Annotated in this window: 18 protein-coding genes; 15 read left to right on the top strand and 3 right to left on the bottom strand. The window is 73.1% G+C overall.

Going from position 1 to position 19,421, the window contains the following annotated elements; all coding sequences use genetic code 11:
- Positions 1–94 precede the first annotated feature (94 nt).
- The 8 genes from ACFRIC_RS10370 (at position 95) to ACFRIC_RS10335 (ending at position 8,906) form a co-directional block, all read left to right on the top strand.
- Positions 95–1,189 carry a nitronate monooxygenase gene (locus ACFRIC_RS10370; RefSeq protein ID WP_382782381.1) on the top strand — a complete coding sequence of 365 codons (1,095 nt, stop codon included), beginning with the start codon at positions 95–97 and terminating at the stop codon, positions 1,187–1,189.
- Positions 1,186–1,935: a 16S rRNA (uracil(1498)-N(3))-methyltransferase gene (locus tag ACFRIC_RS10365; RefSeq protein ID WP_382782378.1), complete on the top strand. Its 750-nt coding sequence runs from the start codon at positions 1,186–1,188 to the stop codon at positions 1,933–1,935. Before ACFRIC_RS10370 ends, ACFRIC_RS10365 begins: the two co-directional genes overlap by 4 nt.
- Before the next feature lie 51 nt (positions 1,936–1,986).
- Positions 1,987–2,379, top strand: a complete 393-nt coding sequence (locus tag ACFRIC_RS10360) for a VOC family protein (protein ID WP_382782375.1) — start codon at positions 1,987–1,989, stop codon at positions 2,377–2,379.
- Positions 2,380–2,525: 146 nt separating this feature from the next.
- Positions 2,526–3,083, top strand: coding sequence for a hypothetical protein (locus tag ACFRIC_RS10355; protein WP_382782372.1), 558 nt, complete (start codon positions 2,526–2,528; stop codon positions 3,081–3,083).
- Between the two features lie 73 nt (positions 3,084–3,156).
- Entirely contained in the window at positions 3,157–6,369 is a 3,213-nt protein-coding gene (locus tag ACFRIC_RS10350; protein ID WP_382782369.1) for a S41 family peptidase, read from the top strand.
- Between the two features lie 108 nt (positions 6,370–6,477).
- The gene (locus ACFRIC_RS10345) at positions 6,478–6,855 is read left to right on the top strand and encodes a histidine triad nucleotide-binding protein (protein WP_382782366.1); all 378 of its coding nucleotides are present in this window, start codon (positions 6,478–6,480) and stop codon (positions 6,853–6,855) included.
- Positions 6,856–6,861: 6 nt separating this feature from the next.
- Positions 6,862–7,767: a ribonuclease Z gene (locus ACFRIC_RS10340; RefSeq protein WP_382782363.1), complete on the top strand. Its 906-nt coding sequence runs from the start codon at positions 6,862–6,864 to the stop codon at positions 7,765–7,767.
- Between the two features lie 146 nt (positions 7,768–7,913).
- Positions 7,914–8,906, top strand: coding sequence for an adenosine deaminase (locus tag ACFRIC_RS10335; RefSeq protein WP_382782360.1), 993 nt, complete (start codon positions 7,914–7,916; stop codon positions 8,904–8,906).
- A gap of 70 nt (positions 8,907–8,976) precedes the next feature.
- On the opposite strand, the gene ACFRIC_RS10330 is transcribed toward ACFRIC_RS10335, so the two are convergent.
- Entirely contained in the window at positions 8,977–10,332 is a 1,356-nt protein-coding gene (locus ACFRIC_RS10330) for an MFS transporter (RefSeq protein WP_382782357.1), read from the bottom strand.
- A gap of 581 nt (positions 10,333–10,913) precedes the next feature.
- Between ACFRIC_RS10330 and ACFRIC_RS10325 the strand changes: the two genes are divergently transcribed.
- From ACFRIC_RS10325 to ACFRIC_RS10305, 5 genes are all read left to right on the top strand, one after another.
- Positions 10,914–12,017 carry a carbohydrate kinase family protein gene (locus ACFRIC_RS10325; RefSeq protein WP_382782355.1) on the top strand — a complete coding sequence of 368 codons (1,104 nt, stop codon included), beginning with the start codon at positions 10,914–10,916 and terminating at the stop codon, positions 12,015–12,017.
- A 144-nt stretch (positions 12,018–12,161) separates the two neighbouring features.
- Entirely contained in the window at positions 12,162–13,220 is a 1,059-nt protein-coding gene (locus tag ACFRIC_RS10320) for a PhoH family protein (protein WP_382782352.1), read from the top strand.
- A gap of 12 nt (positions 13,221–13,232) precedes the next feature.
- Positions 13,233–13,730, top strand: coding sequence for an rRNA maturation RNase YbeY (gene ybeY / locus ACFRIC_RS10315; RefSeq protein WP_361687049.1), 498 nt, complete (start codon positions 13,233–13,235; stop codon positions 13,728–13,730).
- Positions 13,727–15,031, top strand: a complete 1,305-nt coding sequence (locus ACFRIC_RS10310; protein ID WP_382782348.1) for a hemolysin family protein — start codon at positions 13,727–13,729, stop codon at positions 15,029–15,031. The genes ybeY and ACFRIC_RS10310 overlap by 4 nt, the downstream gene beginning before the upstream one ends.
- Positions 15,028–15,387, top strand: a complete 360-nt coding sequence (locus tag ACFRIC_RS10305) for an MmcQ/YjbR family DNA-binding protein (RefSeq protein ID WP_382782345.1) — start codon at positions 15,028–15,030, stop codon at positions 15,385–15,387. The genes ACFRIC_RS10310 and ACFRIC_RS10305 overlap by 4 nt, the downstream gene beginning before the upstream one ends.
- 44 nt (positions 15,388–15,431) lie before the next feature.
- On the opposite strand, the gene ACFRIC_RS10300 is transcribed toward ACFRIC_RS10305, so the two are convergent.
- The gene (locus ACFRIC_RS10300) at positions 15,432–16,964 is read right to left on the bottom strand and encodes an MFS transporter (protein WP_382782342.1); all 1,533 of its coding nucleotides are present in this window, start codon (positions 16,962–16,964) and stop codon (positions 15,432–15,434) included.
- Positions 16,965–17,105: 141 nt separating this feature from the next.
- On the opposite strand from ACFRIC_RS10300, the gene ACFRIC_RS10295 reads away from it, so the two are divergent.
- Together ACFRIC_RS10295 and ACFRIC_RS10290 are read left to right on the top strand one after the other, a co-directional pair.
- The gene (locus ACFRIC_RS10295; protein ID WP_382782767.1) at positions 17,106–17,927 is read left to right on the top strand and encodes a helix-turn-helix transcriptional regulator; all 822 of its coding nucleotides are present in this window, start codon (positions 17,106–17,108) and stop codon (positions 17,925–17,927) included.
- 66 nt (positions 17,928–17,993) lie between these two features.
- The gene (locus tag ACFRIC_RS10290; protein ID WP_382782339.1) at positions 17,994–18,347 is read left to right on the top strand and encodes a cytidine deaminase; all 354 of its coding nucleotides are present in this window, start codon (positions 17,994–17,996) and stop codon (positions 18,345–18,347) included.
- Positions 18,348–18,410: 63 nt separating this feature from the next.
- On the opposite strand, the gene era is transcribed toward ACFRIC_RS10290, so the two are convergent.
- Positions 18,411–19,403, bottom strand: coding sequence for a GTPase Era (era, locus tag ACFRIC_RS10285; RefSeq protein ID WP_382782336.1), 993 nt, complete (start codon positions 19,401–19,403; stop codon positions 18,411–18,413).
- Positions 19,404–19,421 lie beyond the last annotated feature (18 nt).

Below are 19,421 nucleotides of genomic sequence, written 5' to 3'. Positions count from 1 at the left end.
GGGCCAGGAGCGCCCCGTGCCCTCCACGTCGGAGGCCGTATCCGGCTGACCGACCGGATTCGGACTTGTCCGAGGGACGTGACAACATGCCGTCATGTCCTCCGCGCTGACCGATCTCTTCCCTCACCCGATCGTGCAGGCCCCCATGGCGGGCGGAGTCTCCGTCCCGCAGCTCGCGGCCGCCGTGTCCGAGGCCGGCGGGCTCGGCTTCCTCGCGGCGGGGTACAAGACCGCCGACGGCATGTACCAGGAGATCAAGCAACTGCGCGGGCTGACCGGCCGTCCCTTCGGCGTCAACCTGTTCCTCCCGCAGCCCGAGCACGCGGACGCCGCCGCGGTCGAGGTGTACGCGCACCAGCTCGCGGGCGAGGCCGCCTGGTACGAGACCGAGCTCGGGGACCCGGACAGCGGCCGCGACGACGGCTACGACGCCAAACTCGCCGTCCTCCTGGACAAGCCGGTGGCGGCGGTCTCCTTCCACTTCGGCGTCCCGAAGCCGGAGGTGCTCCAGTCGCTGCGGCGCGCGGGCACCCTCACCCTGGTCACCGCCACCACGGCCGAGGAAGCCCTCGCCGTGGAGCGGGCCGGCGCCGACGCGGTCGTCGTGCAGGGCATCGAGGCCGGCGGACACCAGGGCACCCACCGCGACAATCCGGAGACGGACGGCACCGGCGTCGGCCTGCTCACGCTGGTCGCACAGGTCCGCGAGAGGGTGGCGATCCCGGTCGTCGCGGCCGGCGGCCTCATGCGCGGCAGCCAGATCGCCGGCGTCCTCGCCGCGGGCGCGGACGCCGCCCAGCTCGGCACCGCCTTCCTCGCCACCCCCGAGTCCGGCGCGAGCGCCGTGCACAAGCAGGCGCTGACCGACCCCCTCTACGTACGGACGGAGCTCACGCGCGCCTTCTCCGGGCGCCCGGCGCGGGCCCTGGCCAACCGCTTCATGCGCGAGCACGGCCCGTACGCCCCCGCCGCCTACCCCGAGGTCCACCACCTCACCCTGCCGCTGCGCAAGGCGGCGGCCAAGGCGGGCGACGCGCAGGGCATGGCCCTGTGGGCGGGGCAGGGCCACCGCATGGCCCGCGACCTGCCCGCCGGGCAGCTCGTGGAGGTACTGAACGCAGAAATCGCGGCCGCCGAGACAGCGTTGTCGGCCGCCGCCGAGATCCCGGAAGAGGGTGCGCCCCGATGACGGCACCGGTGTTCCTGGTCGAGCACTTCGACACGGACGGCGAGGGACGCCATGTCCTCGACGGACCCGAGGGGCGGCACGCCGTCTCCGTGAAACGGCTCCACAGCGGTGAGGACGTCGTACTCACCGACGGGGCCGGGCGCCGGGCGGAGTGCGTGGTGCTGGGCACCGAGGGCAAGGACCGGCTGATCGTGCGGATGGGCGCGGTCACCGAGGAGGCGCCCGAGGAGCCGCGCATCACGGTCGTCCAGGCCCTGCCCAAGGGCGACCGGGGCGAGCTGGCCGTCGAGACCATGACCGAGACCGGCGTCGACGCGATCGTCCCCTGGGCCGCCTCCCGCTGCATCACGCAGTGGAAGGGCGAGCGGGGCCTCAAGGCGCTCGGCAAGTGGCGTGCCACCGCACGGGAGGCCGGCAAGCAGTCCCGCCGGGCACGCTTCCCGGAGGTCGCGGACGCGATGACGACCCGACAGGTTGCCGCACTTCTCGCCAAAGCCGATCTCGCCGCCGTGCTCCACGAGGACACCGCCCTGGGCACCGAGCCCTTCGCGACCGCCGCGCTGCCCGCCTCCGGTGAGATCGTCCTGGTGGTCGGCCCCGAGGGCGGGATCTCCGCGGACGAGGTCGCCCTGTTCACCGAGGCTGGCGCGAAGACCTTCCACCTGGGGCGCACGGTGCTGCGCACCTCGACGGCCGGGACCGTGGCGACCGCGCTGCTGCTGGCCCGCAGCGGACGCTGGTCCTGACCCACCCGCCGCCGGTACGACCCTCACCTCCGCGCATCGAATCGGGAGCCCATGGAACTCGCCCAGGTACGACTGCTCGTCTCCGACTTCGCCGGCTGCTACCGCTTCTACTCCGAAGTCCTCGGCCTCAAGCCCCAGTCGGGCGCGGCCGAGGGACCGTACGAGAAGTTCAGTCCGGTCACCGGGTCCGCGGGCATCGCCCTCCAGGACCGGTCCATGATGGCCGGGATACTGGGTGAACTCGGCGACGCGGTGACCGGACACCGGTCCCTGGTGGTGCTGCGGGTCGACGACCTCGACACCTACTGCGAGCAGGTCGTCTCGCGCGGCGCGACCCTCCTGCACGGCCCCGCGCCCATGACGGACCGCATGCGCGTCGCCCACCTCAAGGACCCCGAGGGCAACCTCGTGGAGCTCCAGGAGTGGCTGCTGATGCTCGGCTGACGGCCGGTCAGCAGCGCGCCCGGGGGCGTGGGAAGCGGGAACCCTACGGCCTCCCCGGCCCGCCGGGCAACACCTTCGGGTGGTTGTGCCCCCGATGGCCGCATGCGGTCTACCGCGCGCCGCCACGCGGTGGCACGCTGCCGTCCATGGGGGCTTCGAGGTATTCCGGACACCGGACGAGGCGCGGGCGGGTCGTGACGGCCGTCGGGCTGGGAGCGGCCGGAGTGTTCGCCGTGACCGGGTGCCAGCCCGTGGACGGACTCAGCACCGCGACCGTCGCCTACACCACCGACCAGACGGCCACCAGCGAGCTGAAGCACCGGCACGTGGACGTGAGGTGGCTCACCTGCACCGCTAGCCTCGGCAACGCGGCCAAGGCCTACACACCGGGGAAGTCGCCCTCGCCGAGCGAGAACACCGTGGCGAGCGTCGACTGCCAGGGCCAGACCGGCGACGGCCGGGCCATCACCGTCAAGGGCAAGGTCACCCGCGCCGTCAACGGCGCCTGCGTACGCGGCGATCTGCGCGCCACCGTCGGCGGAAAGCAGGTCTTCCACGTCAAGGGCCTCGGCGACTGCGGTGCCGGACCCACCCCGCCGGTCACCTACCACCCCGGGCAGCCCAACCCCACCGTCACCGTCACCGTGACGAGGACGATGTGGTGCAAGGGCGACCCCACCTGCTGGCCCTCGCAGGGCAAGTGACCTGCCGGACCGTACGCGGATCAAGTGATTCGAACCTCTACCCGGGCCACGCGCGGCTGCATAGGGTGACCGGGTGACCGCTTCCGCAGCCTCCGCGTACATCCGGTTTCCGCATCTGCACGGCGAGTTGGTCGTCTTCACGGCCGAGGACGACATCTGGGCCGCCCCGGTCGACGGCGGGGGCCGCGCCTGGCGGGTCAGCGCCGACAACGTCCCGGTCAGCCATCCACGCGTCTCCCCGGACGGCAGGACCGTCGCCTGGACGTCGACGCGCGACGGAGCCCCCGAGGTCCACGCGGCCTCCCTCGACGGCGGTCCCGCGAAACGGCTGACCTACTGGGGCAGCGTGAAGACCCAGGTGTGCGGCTGGACCCCCGACGGACAGGTCCTCGCCCTCAGCACCCAGGGCCAGGCCAGCCTGCGCCGCACATGGGCCCGGTCCGTCCCGCTCGACGGCGGCCCCGCCACGACCCTCCCGTACGGGCCCGTCGGCGACGTCGCCCACAGTGACCACGGTGTCGTCCTGCTCTCCGCGCCGATGGGACGCGAGGCCGCCTGGTGGAAGCGGTACCGGGGCGGCACGGCGGGCAAACTGTGGATCGACCGGGACGGCGACGGAGAGTTCGTCCGGCTGCACGAGGACATCGACGGCAACATCGAATACCCCCTCTGGGCCGGCGAGCGGATCGCGTTCCTCTCGGACCACGAGGGCGTCGGCGCCCTGTACTCCTCCCTCGCCGACGGATCCGGCCTGAGCCGCCACACCCCCCTCGACTCCTTCTACGCCCGCCACGCCGCCACCGACGGCACCCGCGTGGTGTACGCGTCCGGCGGCGAGCTGTGGCTCCTCGACGACCTAGACGGCGCCGAACCGCGCCGACTCGACATCCGGCTCGGCGGCCAGCGCGTCGACCAGCAGCCGCACCCCGTGAGCGCCTCGCGCTGGTTCTCCGCTGCCGCGCCCGACCACACCGGACGCGGCAGCGCGGTCTCGGTGCGCGGCGCCGTCCACTGGGTCACCCACCGCTCGGGACCGGCCCGCGCGCTCGCCGCCGAACCCGGCGTACGCGCCCGGCTGCCCCGCGCCTTCCGCGCCGAGGGCGAGGAGCACGTGGTGTGGGTGACCGACGCCGAGGGCGACGACGCCCTCGAATTCGCCCCCGCCACGGGAGTCGCCCCCGGCGCCACCCCGCGACGGCTCGCCGCCGGCGCGCTCGGCCGGGTCCTCGGCCTCGCCATGGCGCCCGACGGGAGCCGGGCCGCCGTCGCCTCGCACGACGGGCGCGTCCTGCTCGTCGAGCGCGAGAGCGGCGAGGTCCGCGAGGTCGACCGCAGCGAGGACGGCGAGGTCACCGGCCTCGTCTTCTCACCCGACTCCACCTGGCTCGCCTGGTCCCACCCCGGCCCCCGCCCGCTGCGCCAGCTCAAGCTCGCCAACACCACCGACCTGTCGGTCACCGAGGCGACCCCGCTGCGCTTCCGGGACTACGCGCCGGCGTTCACCCTCGACGGCCGACACCTCGCCTTCCTGTCGGCCCGCGCCTTCGACCCCGTCTACGACGAGCACGTCTTCGACCTGGCCTTCGTCGGCGGCTCCCGGCCGTATCTGATCACCCTGGCCGCGACGACCCCGTCGCCCTTCGGACCCCAGCGGCACGGCAGGCCCTTCGAGGCGCCCGACAAGGACGAGACGCCCGACAGCGAGGGCGCCCCCAGCACCCGCATCGACCTGGACGGACTCGCCGACCGGATCGTGCCGTTCCCCGTCGAGGCCGCCCGCTACTCCACGCTGCGCGCCGCCAAGGACGGACTGCTGTGGCTGCGCCACCCCGTGCGCGGTGTCCTCGGCGCCTCCCGCGCCACCCCGGACGACCCGGACCCCAAGACCGAGCTGGAACGGTACGACCTCGTCCAGCAGCGCATCGAGCATCTCGCCGCCGACGCCGACCACTTCACCGTCACCGGCGACGGCAAGCGGGTCCTGCTGTGGACCGACGGAAAGCTCAAGGTCGTCCCCAGCGACCGGCGCGCCTCGAACGACGACGAGAGCGACACGAACATCACCGTCGACCTCTCGCGGGTGCGCCAGTACGTCGACCCGGCCGCCGAGTGGCGCCAGATGTACGACGAGACCGGCCGCCTCATGCGGGACAACTTCTGGCGCCCGGACCTCGGCGGTGTCGACTGGGACGGCGTCCTCGACCGGTACCGGCCGGTCCTGGAACGGGTCGCCACCCACGACGACCTCGTCGACCTGCTGTGGGAGGTCCAGGGCGAACTCGGCACCTCGCACGCGTACGTCACCCCGCGCGGCGGCTGGAGCGGCGGAGACCGGGCGCAAGGACTCCTCGGCGCGGACATCTCCCGCCACGAGGACGGCAGTTGGCGCATCGACCGGATCCTCCCCTCGGAGACCTCCGACCCCGAGGCGCGGGCCCCGCTCGCCGCGCCCGGCGTCGCGGTGCGCGCCGGGGACGCGATCGTCGCGGTCGGCGGCAGACCGGTGGACCCCGTGGCCGGGCCCGCGCCGCTGCTCGTCGGCACCGCGGGCAAGCCCGTCGAGCTGACCGTCTCGCCCTCCGGCGGCGGCGATCCGCGCCACGCGGTCGTCGTCCCCCTCGCCGACGAGGAGCCGCTGCGCTACCACGCGTGGGTGGCCGACCGGCGCGCCTACGTCCACGAGCGGTCCGGCGGACGCCTCGGCTATCTGCACGTGCCGGACATGGTCGGCGCCGGATGGGCGCAGCTCCACCGCGATCTGCGGGTCGAGGTGGCCCGCGAGGGCCTGGTCGTGGACGTCCGCGAGAACCGCGGCGGCCACACCTCCCAGCTCGTCGTGGAGAAGCTGGCCCGGCGGATCGTCGGCTGGGACCTGCCCCGCGGGCTGCGCCCCTACAGCTACCCCGAGGACGCGCCGCGCGGTCCCGTCGTCGCCGTCGCCAACGAGTTCTCCGGCTCCGACGGGGACATCGTCAACGCGGCGATCAAGGCACTCGGCATCGGGCCCGTGGTCGGCACCCGCACCTGGGGCGGTGTCATCGGCATCGACAGCCGCTACCGCCTCGTCGACGGCACCAGCGTGACCCAGCCCAAGTACGCCTTCTGGATGGAGGGGTACGAGTGGAACGTGGAGAACCACGGGGTCGATCCCGACGTCGAAGTCGTGCAGGCGCCGCAGGACCACGCGGCCGGCCGCGACACCCAGCTCGACGAGGCGGTCCGGATCGCGCTGGCCGCCCTGGAGGAGAACCCGGCGAAGACCGCGCCCGTACTGCCGCCGCTGTGACCGTCGCCCGGCGGTGCGGGCGGCGGCGCGAGCCGCACGCGAGCCGTCCGACCCGCCGGGCCGCTAGCATGCCCGGGTAATGATCGGCTGGCGTGAGGAGGCACACGCATGGCGCAGGAGCCGAGGCGGGACGCGGGCGGGCAACCGCAGGACGACTGCCTGTTCTGCAAGATCGTGGCGGGGCAGATCCCGGCGACGCTGGTGCGCGAGAGCGACACGACCGTGGCGTTCCGCGACATCAACCCGCAGGCCCCGACCCACGTCCTGGTCATCCCCAAGGTGCACTACCCCGACGCCGCGTCCCTGGCCGCCGCCGAGCCCGCGATCGCGGCGGACGTCCTGCGCGAGGCCGGCGAGGTCGCGGGCGAGGAGAAGCTGGAGAGCTACCGCATCGTGTTCAACACGGGCAGCGGCGCCGGCCAGACCGTCTTCCACGCGCACGCCCACCTCCTGGGCGGCCGCGGCATGCAGTGGCCTCCGGGATAGCCGGCCTTGTCCGCACGCGAACTGGTGGTCCTCGGCACCGCCAGCCAGGTCCCGACCCGGCACCGCAACCACAACGGCTATCTGCTGCGCTGGGACGGTGAGGGCCTGCTCTTCGACCCCGGCGAGGGCACCCAGCGCCAGATGCTGCGGGCCGGGGTGGCCGCGCACGACCTGCACCGCATCTGCGTCACCCATTTCCACGGCGACCACGCGCTCGGCCTCGGCGGGGTGATCCAGCGCATCAACCTCGACCGCGTCCCGCACGAGGTGACGGCGCACTACCCGCTCTCCGGGCAGCACTTCTTCGAGCGGCTGCGGTACGCCACCGCCTACCGCGAGACGGTCCCGCTGACCGAGGCGCCGGTCGCGGACGACGGCGTCCTCGCGACGACGCCCGCGTACACCCTGGAGGCGCGCAGGCTCTCCCACCCCGTCGAGTCCTTCGGGTACCGGCTGGTCGAGCCGGACGGGCGGCGGATGCTGCCCGAGCGGCTGAGGGAGCACGGGATCACGGGCCCCGACGTCGGCGTGCTGCAACGCGAGGGCGCGTTGCGGGGCGTCACGCTGGACGACGTCAGCGAGGTCCGGCGGGGGCAGCGGTTCGCGTTCGTCATGGACACCCGGCTGTGCGAGGGGGTCGACGCGCTCGCCGAGGGCTGCGACCTCCTGGTCATCGAGTCGACCTTCCTCGACGGCGATCACCGGCTGGCGTCCGACCACGGGCATCTGACGGCGGGGCAAGCGGGCCGGGTGGCCAAGGAGGCCGGGGTGCGGCACCTCGTGCTCACCCACTTCAGCCAGCGCTACCCCGACCCCGGCGCGTTCGAGCTGGAGGCCCGCGCGGCGGGGTTCGACGGGGAGCTGACGGTGGCGCACGACCTGGTGCGGGTGCCGGTGCCCAAGCGGCACTGAGGACCCGGCGGACGGGGGCCGGGACGCCCGGTGCCGGTGACCTCCGGTACCGGTCGCGTCCGGTGCGGGGGCGCCCGGTGCGCGGGCGCCCGGTGCCGGAAGGCGCCGTTTTCGGTACGTCGGGGGAGGAACCGTACGATGCTTCGATGTCCCTCCCCAAGGCTGAACTGCACCTGCACATCGAAGGCACCCTCGAACCCGAGCTGGCCTTCGCGCTCGCCGAGCGCAACGGCGTCACCCTGCCGTACGCGAACACCGAGGAACTGCGCGAGGCGTACGCCTTCGACGACCTCCAGACCTTCCTGAACCTGTACTACGAGCTCATGGCCGTCCTGCGGACAGAGGCGGACTTCGCCGACCTGGCCGACGCCTATCTCGCGCGCGCCGCCGCCCAGGGCGTGCGGCACGCCGAGATCTTCTTCGACCCGCAGGCGCACATCGCCCGGGGCGTGCCGATGGGGACGGTCGTCGAGGGGCTGTGGCGGGCGCTCGGGCGCAGCGAGGAGACCCACGGGATCTCCACCCAGCTCATCATGTGCTTCCTGCGCGACGAGTCCGCGGAGTCCGCCATGGACACCCTGGAGGCCGCGAAGCCCCACCTCGACCGGATCACCGGCGTGGGCCTGGACTCGGCGGAGGTCGGCCACCCGCCGGTCAAGTTCCGGGAGGTGTACGAGGCCGCCGCCGCGCTCGGTCTGCGGCGCGTCGCGCACGCCGGCGAGGAGGGGCCGCCCGCGTACATCACCGAGGCCCTCGACCTCCTCGGCGTCGAGCGCGTCGACCACGGGCTGCGCTGCATGGAGGACCCCGAGCTCGTCGCGCGGCTGGTCCGCGAGCGGGTGCCGCTGACGCTGTGCCCGCTGTCGAACGTACGGCTGCGCGCCGTGGACGTCCTGGCGGAGCACCCGCTGCCCGCCATGATGGACGCCGGGCTGCTGTGCACGGTCAACTCCGACGACCCGGCCTACTTCGGCGGTTACGTCGGCGACAACTTCGGCGCGGTGCGCGAGGCCCTCGGCCTCGGCGAGGAGCGGCTGCGGGAGCTGGCGCGCAACTCGTTCGAGGCGTCCTTCCTGGAGCACGACGAGGAGCGGCGGGCGCGGTACATCGCCGAGGTCGAGGCGTACGAGTTCCCGTAGCCGGGTTCCCCGGGCCCGGCGAGCACCCGCCCACCCTCCCCTCCTGGGGGCGGGCGGGCACTCGCGGGAGTCAGGCGCCCACGGACCCGGGAGCGGGCGCGGCGGCCGTGTGCAGGGGGCCCGCCGTGCCGTACGCGCGCCGCTGGGCGGGCACGCCGTCCAGCGGGATCTCGACGACGGGGATCTCTACGACGGGGATCTCGACGACGGGGAAGTCGGCCACGGGGAAGTCGGCCACGGGGATCTCCACGACGGGGAGTTCCGGCACGGGGATGTCGACGACGGGGATCTCGACGATCTGCCCGGTGCGGTGCGGGCGCAGCGCCACGAGCGTCATCGGGACGCCGACGACCAGCAGGCCGGCGGCCAGGACCGCTCCCATGGCCGGGTAGCCCGCCCGCTCGGACAGCAGGCTGCCGGTGAGCGGACCGCACGCCGTGCCGAGCGAGGAGGCGGAACCGACGAGGACCGCCCACCGGCCGCGCGGGTCCATGGACGCGGCGAGGCCGAGCACGTACGACAGCACGACCGGGTAGAGCGCGTTCCAGGCGATCTCGCCCGTCGCGAAGGACGTCAGATCGGTGGCCGCCGCGCTCAGCGCGATGCAGCCGGCGATCAGCGCGGTGCCCAGGCCGATCGGCAGGGCCCGGCCGAGCCGCGGGCCGAGGGCGCCTGCGCCGATCGTGCCGAGCAGCCCGGCGCCGAGCGCCACCGCGAAGACCGCGCCCACCTTCACCTCGGTGAGCCCCGCCTGCGTCAGGCCTATCCGGCCGCTGACGCCCCACAGGGAGTTCTGCGCGAGCGACCAGAAGAGCATCGTGCCGGCGAGCAGCAGCCCGGAACGGCGATGCGGGAGCGGGCCGGTGGCGCGCCGGGCGCGGTCGGGCGGTGTGCGGTCGGGAAGGCGGCCCGTCAGGGACAGCGCGAGCAGCGCGGTGCAGGCGATCGCGGCGAGCGGGTAGCCGTGCCCCGGGCCGAGGTGGGGGATCGTCAGATACAGCGCGCCCGCGAGGCCGGAGACGCCGAACAGGCCCAGGGTGGTGATCCGGTGCGGATCGGGCCGGCCGGCGATCCCGGTCGCGGCGACCGTGGTGGCCGTACCGGAGCCGAAGCCGCCGACGACCGCGCCGGCGACCACGAGGGGGACGGCCGTCGAGAGCGCGGCGGTGCCGAAGCCAGCGGCGGCGAGGAGCAGCCCGGCGCGGGCCAGCGCGCGCGGGCCGAAGCGGTCGACGCGGGAGGCGAGCAGGAAGCCGGCCGAGGCCGAGCTCAGCAGCAGGACGCTGCCGACGGCTCCGGCCTGGGTGGCCGACAGCGGGAGCCCCGCGTCGAGGCGGCCGACGGTGGTGGGGAGGAGATACGCGGCGAGGTACCCGGCCGTGAAAAGGGCGACGAGGGGCCAGGGCGTGGGGGTGCGGGCGGACACGGGCGTTCCCAGGGCAGGCGAGAGCGGCTCAAGAAGAGAGGGGGGAGGGGCGGCCGTCGAAGGACAGGAACGCGCGGGCAATTTGTATCAAGGTGGGGGGTCCGCGAAGAAGGCGTGACGGTGTGATCTGAGGCACTCTTTGTTTGCGGCGGCACACCCGGGGTACTGACGCGTCCTCGCGCCCGCCGAGGGGCGGGCGAAGCCGACCGCCGCCCCCGCGCCAGCGTCGCGCCCGCGCCCCGCCACCGGGCGGATCGGCCAGGTGGCCGGGCGGCCCGAAGCCGGGTGGAGGGGACGGGCCAAAGCCGGGTGGCCGGGGCGGGCCGAAGCCGGGTGGAGGCGGCGGGCCGAAGCCCGGTGGCTGGGGTGGGCCGAGGCCGGGTGGAGGCGGCGGGCCAAAGCCCGGTGGCCGGGGCGGGCCGAGGCCGGGTGGAGGGGGCGGGGCAAAGCCTGGTGGCCGGGGCGGGCCGAGGCCGGGTGGGGTGTGGCGCGTCGAGTGCCGGTGTCCCGGCGCCGACCACGGGCCCGGGGCGGCGGCGTGGTGCACACTGGCCAGATCCGTACCACCCCGGGGAGCGACCGTGATCAACGGCGAGGGACCGTTCCGTCAGGCCCATGTCGACCCGCTGGCCGCGCTGCGCAGGGCCGACGACCCGCCCTGGGACGTCTACCTGACGGGCACGGTCTTCCTGGACATCATCTTCACCGGGCTCGATTCCGCCCCCGTGCGCGGCACCGAGTCCTGGGCGCGGGGCATGGGATCGAGCCCCGGCGGCGTCGCGAACATGGCCACCGCCCTCGCCCGCCTCGGCCTGCGCACCTCCCTCGCCGCCGCCTTCGGCGATGACCACTACGGCGAGTACTGCTGGGACGCCCTGGAGCAGGGCGAGCACATCGACCTCACACCGTCGCGGACCGTGCCGGGCTGGCACTCGCCGGTCACCGTGTCGATGGCGTACGAGGGTGAGCGGACCATGGTCAGCCACGGCCACGAGGCACCCCTGGAGGAGCCCGCGCCGGACCTCCCGCCGCACGCGCGGGCCGCCGTCGCCTCGCTGACCCCCGGCGTCAGCGCGCCCTGGATCCAGCAGGCCGCGAGTCGGGGCACCCGGATCTTCGCGGACGTCGGCTGGGACGACACCGGCCGCTGGGACCTGGCGGGCCTCGCCGACCTGGCGCACTGCGAGGCGTTCCTGCCGAACGCCGAGGAGGCCATGCGCTACACCGGCGCCGACTGCCCCCGCGCGGCGGCGCACGCGCTGGCCGACCACGTGCCGCTCGCGGTCGTCACCCTCGGCGCCGACGGCGCCTACGCCGTGGACGGGCGTACCGGGGAGAGCGCCGAGGTTCCCGCGATCGCCGTCGAGGCGCTGGACCCCACCGGCGCCGGGGACGTCTTCGTCGCCGGATTCGTCACCGGGACCCTCGCCGGCTGGCCGCTCGCCGACCGCCTCGCCTTCGCCGGGCTGACCGCCGCGCTCTCGGTCCAGGAGTTCGGCGGATCGCTGTCGGCGCCCGGCTGGTCGGAGATCGCCGCCTGGTGGCGCCGGGTGCAGTCGGTCGACGACCAGGACCCGGCGGCCCTGACCCGGTACGCCTTCCTGGAGGGCAGGCTCCCCGAGGTCACCCGCCCCTGGCCGCTGCGCCGGGCGGTACCCACGATCGGCTTCGGCCGCTCGGCCTGAGCGGCGCCCTCAGGTCACGACCTCGTCACCGCGGGAAAAGCCCTACGGGTCCGTGTGCGCCGCGACGTACGCTGGGAACCGCAAGGCTGCCCGTGTGGCAAGCGTGCCGACCGAGGAGGATACGCAGGCCTACAGAGCCGGCCCATGACTCAGACACCCACAGCTCACGGCCCCGCACAGGGGCAGGCGCGCGCGCACTTCACCGTCCCGGCCAAGCACCCCATGGTGACCGTTCTGGGTTCCGGAGACGCCCTGCTGCGCGTGATCGAGAAGGCCTTCCCGGCGGCCGACATCCACGTCCGGGGAAACGAGATCAGTGCGGTGGGCGACGCCGGTGAAGTCGCGCTCGTCCAGCGCCTGTTCGACGAGATGATGCTGGTGCTCCGCACGGGGCAGCCCATGACGGAGGACGCAGTGGAACGCTCGATCGCCATGCTCAGGGCGAGCGAGAACGGGGAGGGCGACGGCCAGGAGACTCCGGCCGAGGTGCTCACGCAGAACATCCTGTCCTCGCGAGGCCGCACCATCCGCCCCAAGACGCTCAACCAGAAGCGCTACGTCGACGCCATCGACAAGCACACCATCGTGTTCGGCATCGGCCCCGCCGGTACGGGCAAGACCTACCTCGCCATGGCGAAGGCCGTCCAGGCGCTCCAGTCCAAGCAGGTCAACCGCATCATCCTGACCCGCCCGGCGGTCGAGGCCGGCGAGCGGCTCGGCTTCCTGCCCGGCACGCTCTACGAGAAGATCGACCCCTATCTGCGCCCGCTGTACGACGCGCTGCACGACATGCTCGACCCGGACTCGATCCCGCGCCTGATGGCGGCGGGCACGATCGAGGTCGCGCCGCTGGCGTACATGCGCGGCCGGACCCTGAACGACGCCTTCATCATCCTGGACGAGGCCCAGAACACGAGCCCCGAACAGATGAAGATGTTCCTCACCCGCCTCGGCTTCGACTCGAAGATCGTGATCACGGGTGACGTGACCCAGGTCGACCTCCCGAGCGGGACGAAGTCGGGTCTGCGGCAGGTCCAGGACATCCTGGAAGGTGTCGACGACGTGCACTTCTCGCGGCTCACGTCCCAGGATGTCGTCCGGCACAAGCTGGTCGGCCGTATCGTCGACGCGTACGAGAAGTACGACAGCGAGAACGGCACCGAGAACGGCTCCCACAAGAGCCGGGGCCACAAGGGGAAGTAGACCAGCACCGCCATGTCGATCGACGTCAACAACGAGTCCGGAACCGAGGTCGACGAGCAGGCGATCCTCGACATCGCCCGCTACGCGCTCGCACGGATGCGCATCCACCCGCTCTCCGAGCTCTCGGTGATCGTCGTGGACACCGACGCCATGGAGCAGCTCCACATCCAGTGGATGGACCTGCCGGGACCGACGGACGTCATGTCCTTCCCGATGGACGAGTTGCGCCCGCCGTCGAAGGACGACGACGAGCCGCCGCAGGGGCTGCTCGGCGACATCGTGCTCTGCCCCGAGGTCGCCGAGCGGCAGGGCAAGGACGCCCCGACGCAGCACTCCATGGACGAGGAGCTCCAGCTCCTCACCGTCCACGGGGTGCTGCACCTCCTCGGCTACGACCACGAGGAAGCCGACGAGAAGGCCGAGATGTTCGGCCTGCAGGCCGCCATCGTGGACGGCTGGCGCGCGGAGAAGGGCATCACGGGTCCGTCTCCGGCCCCGACCGTGTCATGAGCCCACAGCTTGTCGTCGGTGCCATCGTCCTGGTCGTCGTCGCCTGGCTCGCCGCCTGCGCGGAGGCGGGCCTCGCGCGGGTCTCCAGCTTCCGCGCCGAGGAGGCGGTCCGCAGCGGCCGGCGCGGCAGCGCCAAGCTCGCGCAGGTCACCGCGGACCCGACGCGCTATCTGAACGTGGCGCTGCTGGTCCGCGTGGTCTGCGAGATGGCGGCGGCCGCGCTCGTCGTCTTCGCCTGCCTCAAGGAGTTCGACCGGACCTGGCAGGCGCTGGCCGTCGCCATCGCCGTCATGGTCCTCGTGTCGTACGTCGCGGTGGGTGTCTCGCCGCGCACCATCGGCCGTCAGCACCCGCTGAACACCGCGACCGCGGCCGCGTACGTCCTGCTGCCGCTGGCCCGGATCATGGGGCCGATCCCGCCGCTGCTGATCCTCATCGGCAACGCGCTCACCCCCGGCAAGGGCTTCAGGCGCGGCCCGTTCGCCTCTGAGGCGGAGCTGCGGGCGATGGTCGACCTCGCCGAGAAGGAGTCGCTCATCGAGGACGAGGAGCGCCGCATGGTGCACTCCGTCTTCGAACTCGGCGACACCCTCGTGCGCGAGGTCATGGTGCCCCGCACGGACCTCGTCGTCATCGAGCGCTACAAGACCATCCGGCAGGCCCTCACCCTGGCGCTGCGCTCCGGTTTCTCCCGCATACCCGTCACGGGCGAGAACGAGGACGACATCGTCGGGATCGTCTATCTCAAGGACCTGGCCCGCAAGACGCACATCAGCCGGGACGCCGAGTCCGAGCTGGTGGCCACGGCCATGCGGCCCGCCACGTTCGTGCCCGACACCAAGAACGCCGGAGATCTGCTGCGCGAGATGCAGCAGGAGCGCAACCACGTCGCCGTCGTCATCGACGAGTACGGCGGCACGGCCGGCATCGTCACCATCGAGGACATCCTCGAGGAGATCGTCGGCGAGATCACCGACGAGTACGACCGCGAGCTGCCGCCCGTCCAGGAGCTCGGCGACGACCGCTTCCGGGTGACCGCCCGCCTCGACATCGGCGACCTCGGCGAGCTGTACGGCTTCGAGGCCTACGACGACGAGGACGTGGAGACCGTCGGCGGGCTGCTCGCCAAGGCCCTGGGACGGGTGCCCATCGCCGGGGCCTCCTCGGTGGTCGAACTGCCCGACGGGCGCCAGCTGCGGCTCACCGCCGAGGCCGCCGCCGGCCGCCGGAACAAGATCGTGACCGTGCTCGTCGAGCCCGTCGGCCCGGCCGGGCCCCCTCGGGAGGAGAAGCCGGAGTGACCCCGCAGGAACTGCGCGCGTTCTGCCTGTCCTTCAACGCCACCGTCGAGGACTTCCCGTTCAACCCCGAGACCTCGGTCTTCAAGGTGCTGGGCAAGCTCTTCGCGCTGACGAACCTGGACGGACGCCCGCTCACGGTCAACCTGAAGTGCGACCCGGACGACGCGCTCCGGCTGCGCGAGCAGCACCCGGGACTGGTCGTCCCCGGCTATCACATGAACAAGCGGCACTGGAACACGGTGACCGTCGACGGCGAGCTCCCGGACTCTCTGGTCCGGGAGCTCGTCGAGGATTCGTACGATCTCGTCGTGGCCGGTCTGCCGCGCGCCGAGCGGCTGCGCCTCGACCGTCCCTGACCCGGGACCTGTCGTCCCCGGCCCGGGACGGTCCGGCGCCGCCCTCAGCGGGCGCGCGCCGCGTCCCGCCGCCCGAGTCCGACCGCGACCAGGGCCGCCGCCCCGAGCACGATCGCCGCGTCCAGGGCGAGGACCGTGTGCACTCCGCCGAGCAGGTCGCCGGAGGTGGTCGCGAGGACGCCGAGCAGCGGGATCCCGACGGTGATGCCCACCTGCTGGGTGGAGGTCACCAGACCGGTGGCCAGGCCCTGCTCCTCGTCGGGGACGCCCGAGGTGACGGTCAGGCCGTACGAGATGATCGCGCCCAGGTGGCACATGCTGGCCAGCGACACCCCGGCGACGGCGATCCACACCGACCAGGTGTGCGCGTTCAGCAGCAGCATCCCCGCCACGAACAGGCCCTGTCCGGCCAGCGAGGCGGCCAGGGTGCGCCGGGCGCCGAAGCGGCCGATGACCTTCGGCGCGTACATCCCGGCGACGGCCGACAGCAGCCCCTGCGCGCCGAAGACCAGACCGGTCTCGAAGGCCGAGAGGCCGAGCGTCTCCTGGAGGTACAGGGTCAGCACGAAGACGACCGTCGACATCATCGAGAAGGTGACCAGGCCGCCCAGATTGCCCCACGCCACCGTGGGGCGGCGCAGCATCCTCAGGCTGACGAGCGGGGCGTCGGCGCGGGACTCGATCCGCACGAAGGCGACGAGCAGCAGCACACCCGCGACGAGTGTCACCACGACGTCCGTCCGGCCGAAGCCGCGGTCCGCCGCCGTCGACAGTGCGTAGATCAGGGCCAGCAGACCGCCGGTGACGGTGACCGCGCCGGGGATGTCCAGGCGGGGGCGGTCTCCGGCGCCCGTGTCCCGGGGGCCGGACGCGGGCAGCAGTCCGGCGGCGAGCGGCAGCACGACCAGCGCGAACAGCGACAGCAGCCCCATCGTCGAACGCCAGCCCAGCACGTCGGTCAGGACGCCGCCCGCCACCATGCCGACCGTGAAGCCCAGCGACAGGAGCGTGCCGGAGATGCCGAGCGCGCGGTCCCGGGCGGGGCCCTCCGGGAAGGTCGTGGTCAGCAGCGACATGCCGGTCGGCACGATCGCCGCCGCCGCGAGACCTTGCAGGGCCCGTCCGGCCAGGAACGACGCCGGGTCCCAGGCGAGGGTCGCGAGCAGCGAGGCCGCCCCGAACAGGGTCAGCCCGGCGAGGAAGAGCCCCCGGCGGCCGAACAGGTCGCCGATCCGGCCGAAGAGGAGCAGGAAGCCACCGGACGGCAGCGCGAAGGCGGTGACGGCCCACTGGAGCGCGGACGGGCTCATGCCGAGGTCGTGGCCGAGCACGGGCAGCGCCACGTTCAGGACGGAGAAGTCCAGCGCGACCATGAACTGGGCGGCGCACAGCACGAAGAGCACGAGCGCCGCGCGGCCCGACAGCCGGTCCGGGCGCGGCGGCCGGCCGGCCCTCCCGCGGGCCGGTGACGCGGTGGAGGTGTCGGCCCGGGGGCCGTTCGTGGTGCCCGGATCGACGCCCGGCGTGCCGGTGCCGGGGGTGCGGGCGGTTGACTCGGTGGTCGTGTCGGTGGTCATGGGAAGAGCGTGCGGCGGCCGGAATATCCGTGGGGAGCCGGAACTTATGCTGGTGGCCGCACCACCAGTCACCGGAGGGGGAGACACGTGGCGGAGGACGCGCCGAAGACCCGACGACGCCCGGAACTCCGCGAGTTCCTGATGAGCCGCCGGGCACGGGTGTCACCGGCCGAGGCCGGGCTCCCGGGCGGCGGAGCCCGTCGCCGCACACCGGGGCTGCGCCGCGAGGAGGTCGCCGTCCTCGCGGGCGTGGGCGTCTCCTGGTACCAATGGCTCGAACAGGGGCGGGACATCTCCGTGTCGCCGCAGGTCCTGGACTCCGTCGCCCGCGTGCTGCGGCTCAGCAACACCGAGCGGCGTCATCTGTACACGCTGGCCGGACTGAACCCGCCCGCTCCCGAAGTCGCCCCCGGGGACCGGGACATGTGCGACGGACTGCGGCGCCTGATCGACACGTGGATGCCGTATCCGGCGCACATCATGGACCCGTACTACAACTGCGTCCTGTACAACGACGCCGCCGCGGTGGTCCTCGGCATGCGTCCGGAGATCACCCAGAACTGCGTCGTCGACTTCTTCACCGACCCGCTCTACCGCGGCCGTTCCCGCACCTGGGAGCACAACGCCCGTACCGTCGTGGCCCAGTTCCGCGCGTCGTGCGCGGCCGCGCCGGACGACGAGGGGTTCCGCGAGCTGCTGACCGGGCTGACCGAGGCCAGCCCCGAGTTCGCGGAGTTGTGGGAGCGGCGGGACATCGAGGACGCGGGGCAGATCCGCAAGGAGCTCGACCATCCGCTCGTGGGGCTGCTCGCCGTCGAGTCCACCGCGATGAAGGTGCCGGTCCGGCCCGACCTCACGATCGTGCTGCACACCCCGCTGCCGGAGGCGAACACGGCCGCGAAGCTGGAGTGGCTCGCCTCGCCGGAGGGACGCCGCGGCTCGATGTACCCGGTGGCCGGCTGACCGGCGACCAGGTGGGCGGCCGACCCGTCGGCGCGGGACGGTGCCGGCACTTCGTATGCTCTGGTCATGACCGACAGCAGCGCGCTCGACCCCGAGGACCGCAAGATCGTCACCCTGGCCCGTTCCGCGCGGGCCCGCAACGGTGTGCCCGAGGGCGCGGCCGTACGCGACGAGACGGGACGTACGTACGTCGCCGGGACCGTGGAGCTGGAGTCCCTGCGGCTGAGCGCCCTGCGGACGGCCGTGGCGATGGCCGTGGCGTCCGGCGCGAAGTCCCTGGAGTCGGCGGCCGTGGTGTCCGAGGCCGCCGCCGTCACCGACGCGGACCGGGCGGCCGTACGGGATCTCGGCGGGCCCGCCACACCGGTGCTGCTGGCCGGCCCCGACGGCGCCGTGCACACGACGGTGACCGCGGGCTGAGCATGGCACCGCCCCGGGGGAAGTGATCTCCCCCGGGGCGGTGCCGTACGTTTCCGGGTCGCCTCAGAAGCCGAGCTTGCGGAGCTGCCGGGGGTCGCGCTGCCAGTCCTTGGCGACCTTCACGTGCAGGTCCAGGAAGACCGGCGTGCCCAGCAGGGCCTCGATCTGCTTGCGCGACTTGATGCCGACGTCCTTCAGGCGCTTGCCCTTGGGGCCGATGATGATGCCCTTCTGGCTGGGGCGCTCGATGTAGACGAAGGCGTGGATGTCGAGGAGCGGCTTGTCGGCCGGGCGGTCCTCGCGCGGCAGCATCTCCTCGACCACGACGGCGATGGAGTGCGGCAGCTCGTCACGGACGCCCTCCAGCGCGGCCTCGCGGATGAGCTCCGCGATCATGACCTGCTCCGGCTCGTCCGTCAGATCGCCCTCGGGGTAGAGGGCGGGCCCCTCCGGCAGCAGCGGGACGATCAGGTCGGCCAGCAGACCCACCTGCTTGTCCCCGACCGCCGACACCGGGACGATCTCGGCCCACTCGAAGCCGAGCTCGCGGCCGAGCTGGTCGATCGCGATGAGCTGCTCGGCCAGCGTCTTGCTGTCGACGAGGTCGGTCTTCGTGATGATCGCGATCTTCGGCGTCTTCTTGATCGACGCCAGTTCCTTCGCGATGAAACGGTCACCGGGACCGAGCTTCTCGTTCGCGGGCAGGCAGAAGCCGATCACGTCGACCTCGGCCCACGTGGTGCGGACGATGTCGTTGAGCCGCTCACCCAGCAGCGTGCGCGGTTTGTGCAGGCCCGGGGTGTCCACGAGGATCAGCTGCGCGTCCGGCCGGTGCACGATGCCGCGCACGGTGTGCCGGGTCGTCTGCGGCTGGTTCGCGGTGATCGCGACCTTCTGGCCGACCAGAGCGTTCGTGAGGGTGGACTTGCCCGCGTTGGGGCGGCCCACGAAACAGGCGAAGCCGGCTCGGTGGCTCTCCACCGGGTCGAGGGCGCCGGAGCTGCCCTTGTCCTTCGACGGCTCGGATGACTGGTTGCGAACGCTCATGGCGCCCATTGTCCCTGATCGTCGGGT

It is taken from the genome of Streptomyces sp. NPDC056738 (assembly GCF_042790435.1).
Lineage (GTDB): Bacteria > Actinomycetota > Actinomycetes > Streptomycetales > Streptomycetaceae > Streptomyces.
This window is presented reverse-complemented; position numbering and strand designations above follow the sequence as displayed.

What these genes read in the sequence shown, in the direction of transcription:
- ACFRIC_RS10370 (WP_382782381.1), top strand. Translation starts at nt 95, where the DNA reads ATGTCCTCCGCGCTGACCGATCTCTTCCCTCACCCGATCGTGCAGGCC.
- ACFRIC_RS10365 (WP_382782378.1), top strand. Translation starts at nt 1,186, where the DNA reads ATGACGGCACCGGTGTTCCTGGTCGAGCACTTCGACACGGACGGCGAG.
- ACFRIC_RS10360 (WP_382782375.1), top strand. Translation starts at nt 1,987, where the DNA reads ATGGAACTCGCCCAGGTACGACTGCTCGTCTCCGACTTCGCCGGCTGC.
- ACFRIC_RS10355 (WP_382782372.1), top strand. Translation starts at nt 2,526, where the DNA reads ATGGGGGCTTCGAGGTATTCCGGACACCGGACGAGGCGCGGGCGGGTC.
- ACFRIC_RS10345 (WP_382782366.1), top strand. Translation starts at nt 6,478, where the DNA reads ATGGCGCAGGAGCCGAGGCGGGACGCGGGCGGGCAACCGCAGGACGAC.
- ACFRIC_RS10335 (WP_382782360.1), top strand. Translation starts at nt 7,914, where the DNA reads ATGTCCCTCCCCAAGGCTGAACTGCACCTGCACATCGAAGGCACCCTC.
- ACFRIC_RS10320 (WP_382782352.1), top strand. Translation starts at nt 12,162, where the DNA reads ATGACTCAGACACCCACAGCTCACGGCCCCGCACAGGGGCAGGCGCGC.
- ybeY (WP_361687049.1), top strand. Translation starts at nt 13,233, where the DNA reads ATGTCGATCGACGTCAACAACGAGTCCGGAACCGAGGTCGACGAGCAG.
- ACFRIC_RS10310 (WP_382782348.1), top strand. Translation starts at nt 13,727, where the DNA reads ATGAGCCCACAGCTTGTCGTCGGTGCCATCGTCCTGGTCGTCGTCGCC.
- ACFRIC_RS10300 (WP_382782342.1), bottom strand. Translation starts at nt 16,964, where the DNA reads ATGACCACCGACACGACCACCGAGTCAACCGCCCGCACCCCCGGCACC.
- ACFRIC_RS10295 (WP_382782767.1), top strand. Translation starts at nt 17,106, where the DNA reads ATGAGCCGCCGGGCACGGGTGTCACCGGCCGAGGCCGGGCTCCCGGGC.
- ACFRIC_RS10290 (WP_382782339.1), top strand. Translation starts at nt 17,994, where the DNA reads ATGACCGACAGCAGCGCGCTCGACCCCGAGGACCGCAAGATCGTCACC.
- era (WP_382782336.1), bottom strand. Translation starts at nt 19,403, where the DNA reads ATGGGCGCCATGAGCGTTCGCAACCAGTCATCCGAGCCGTCGAAGGAC.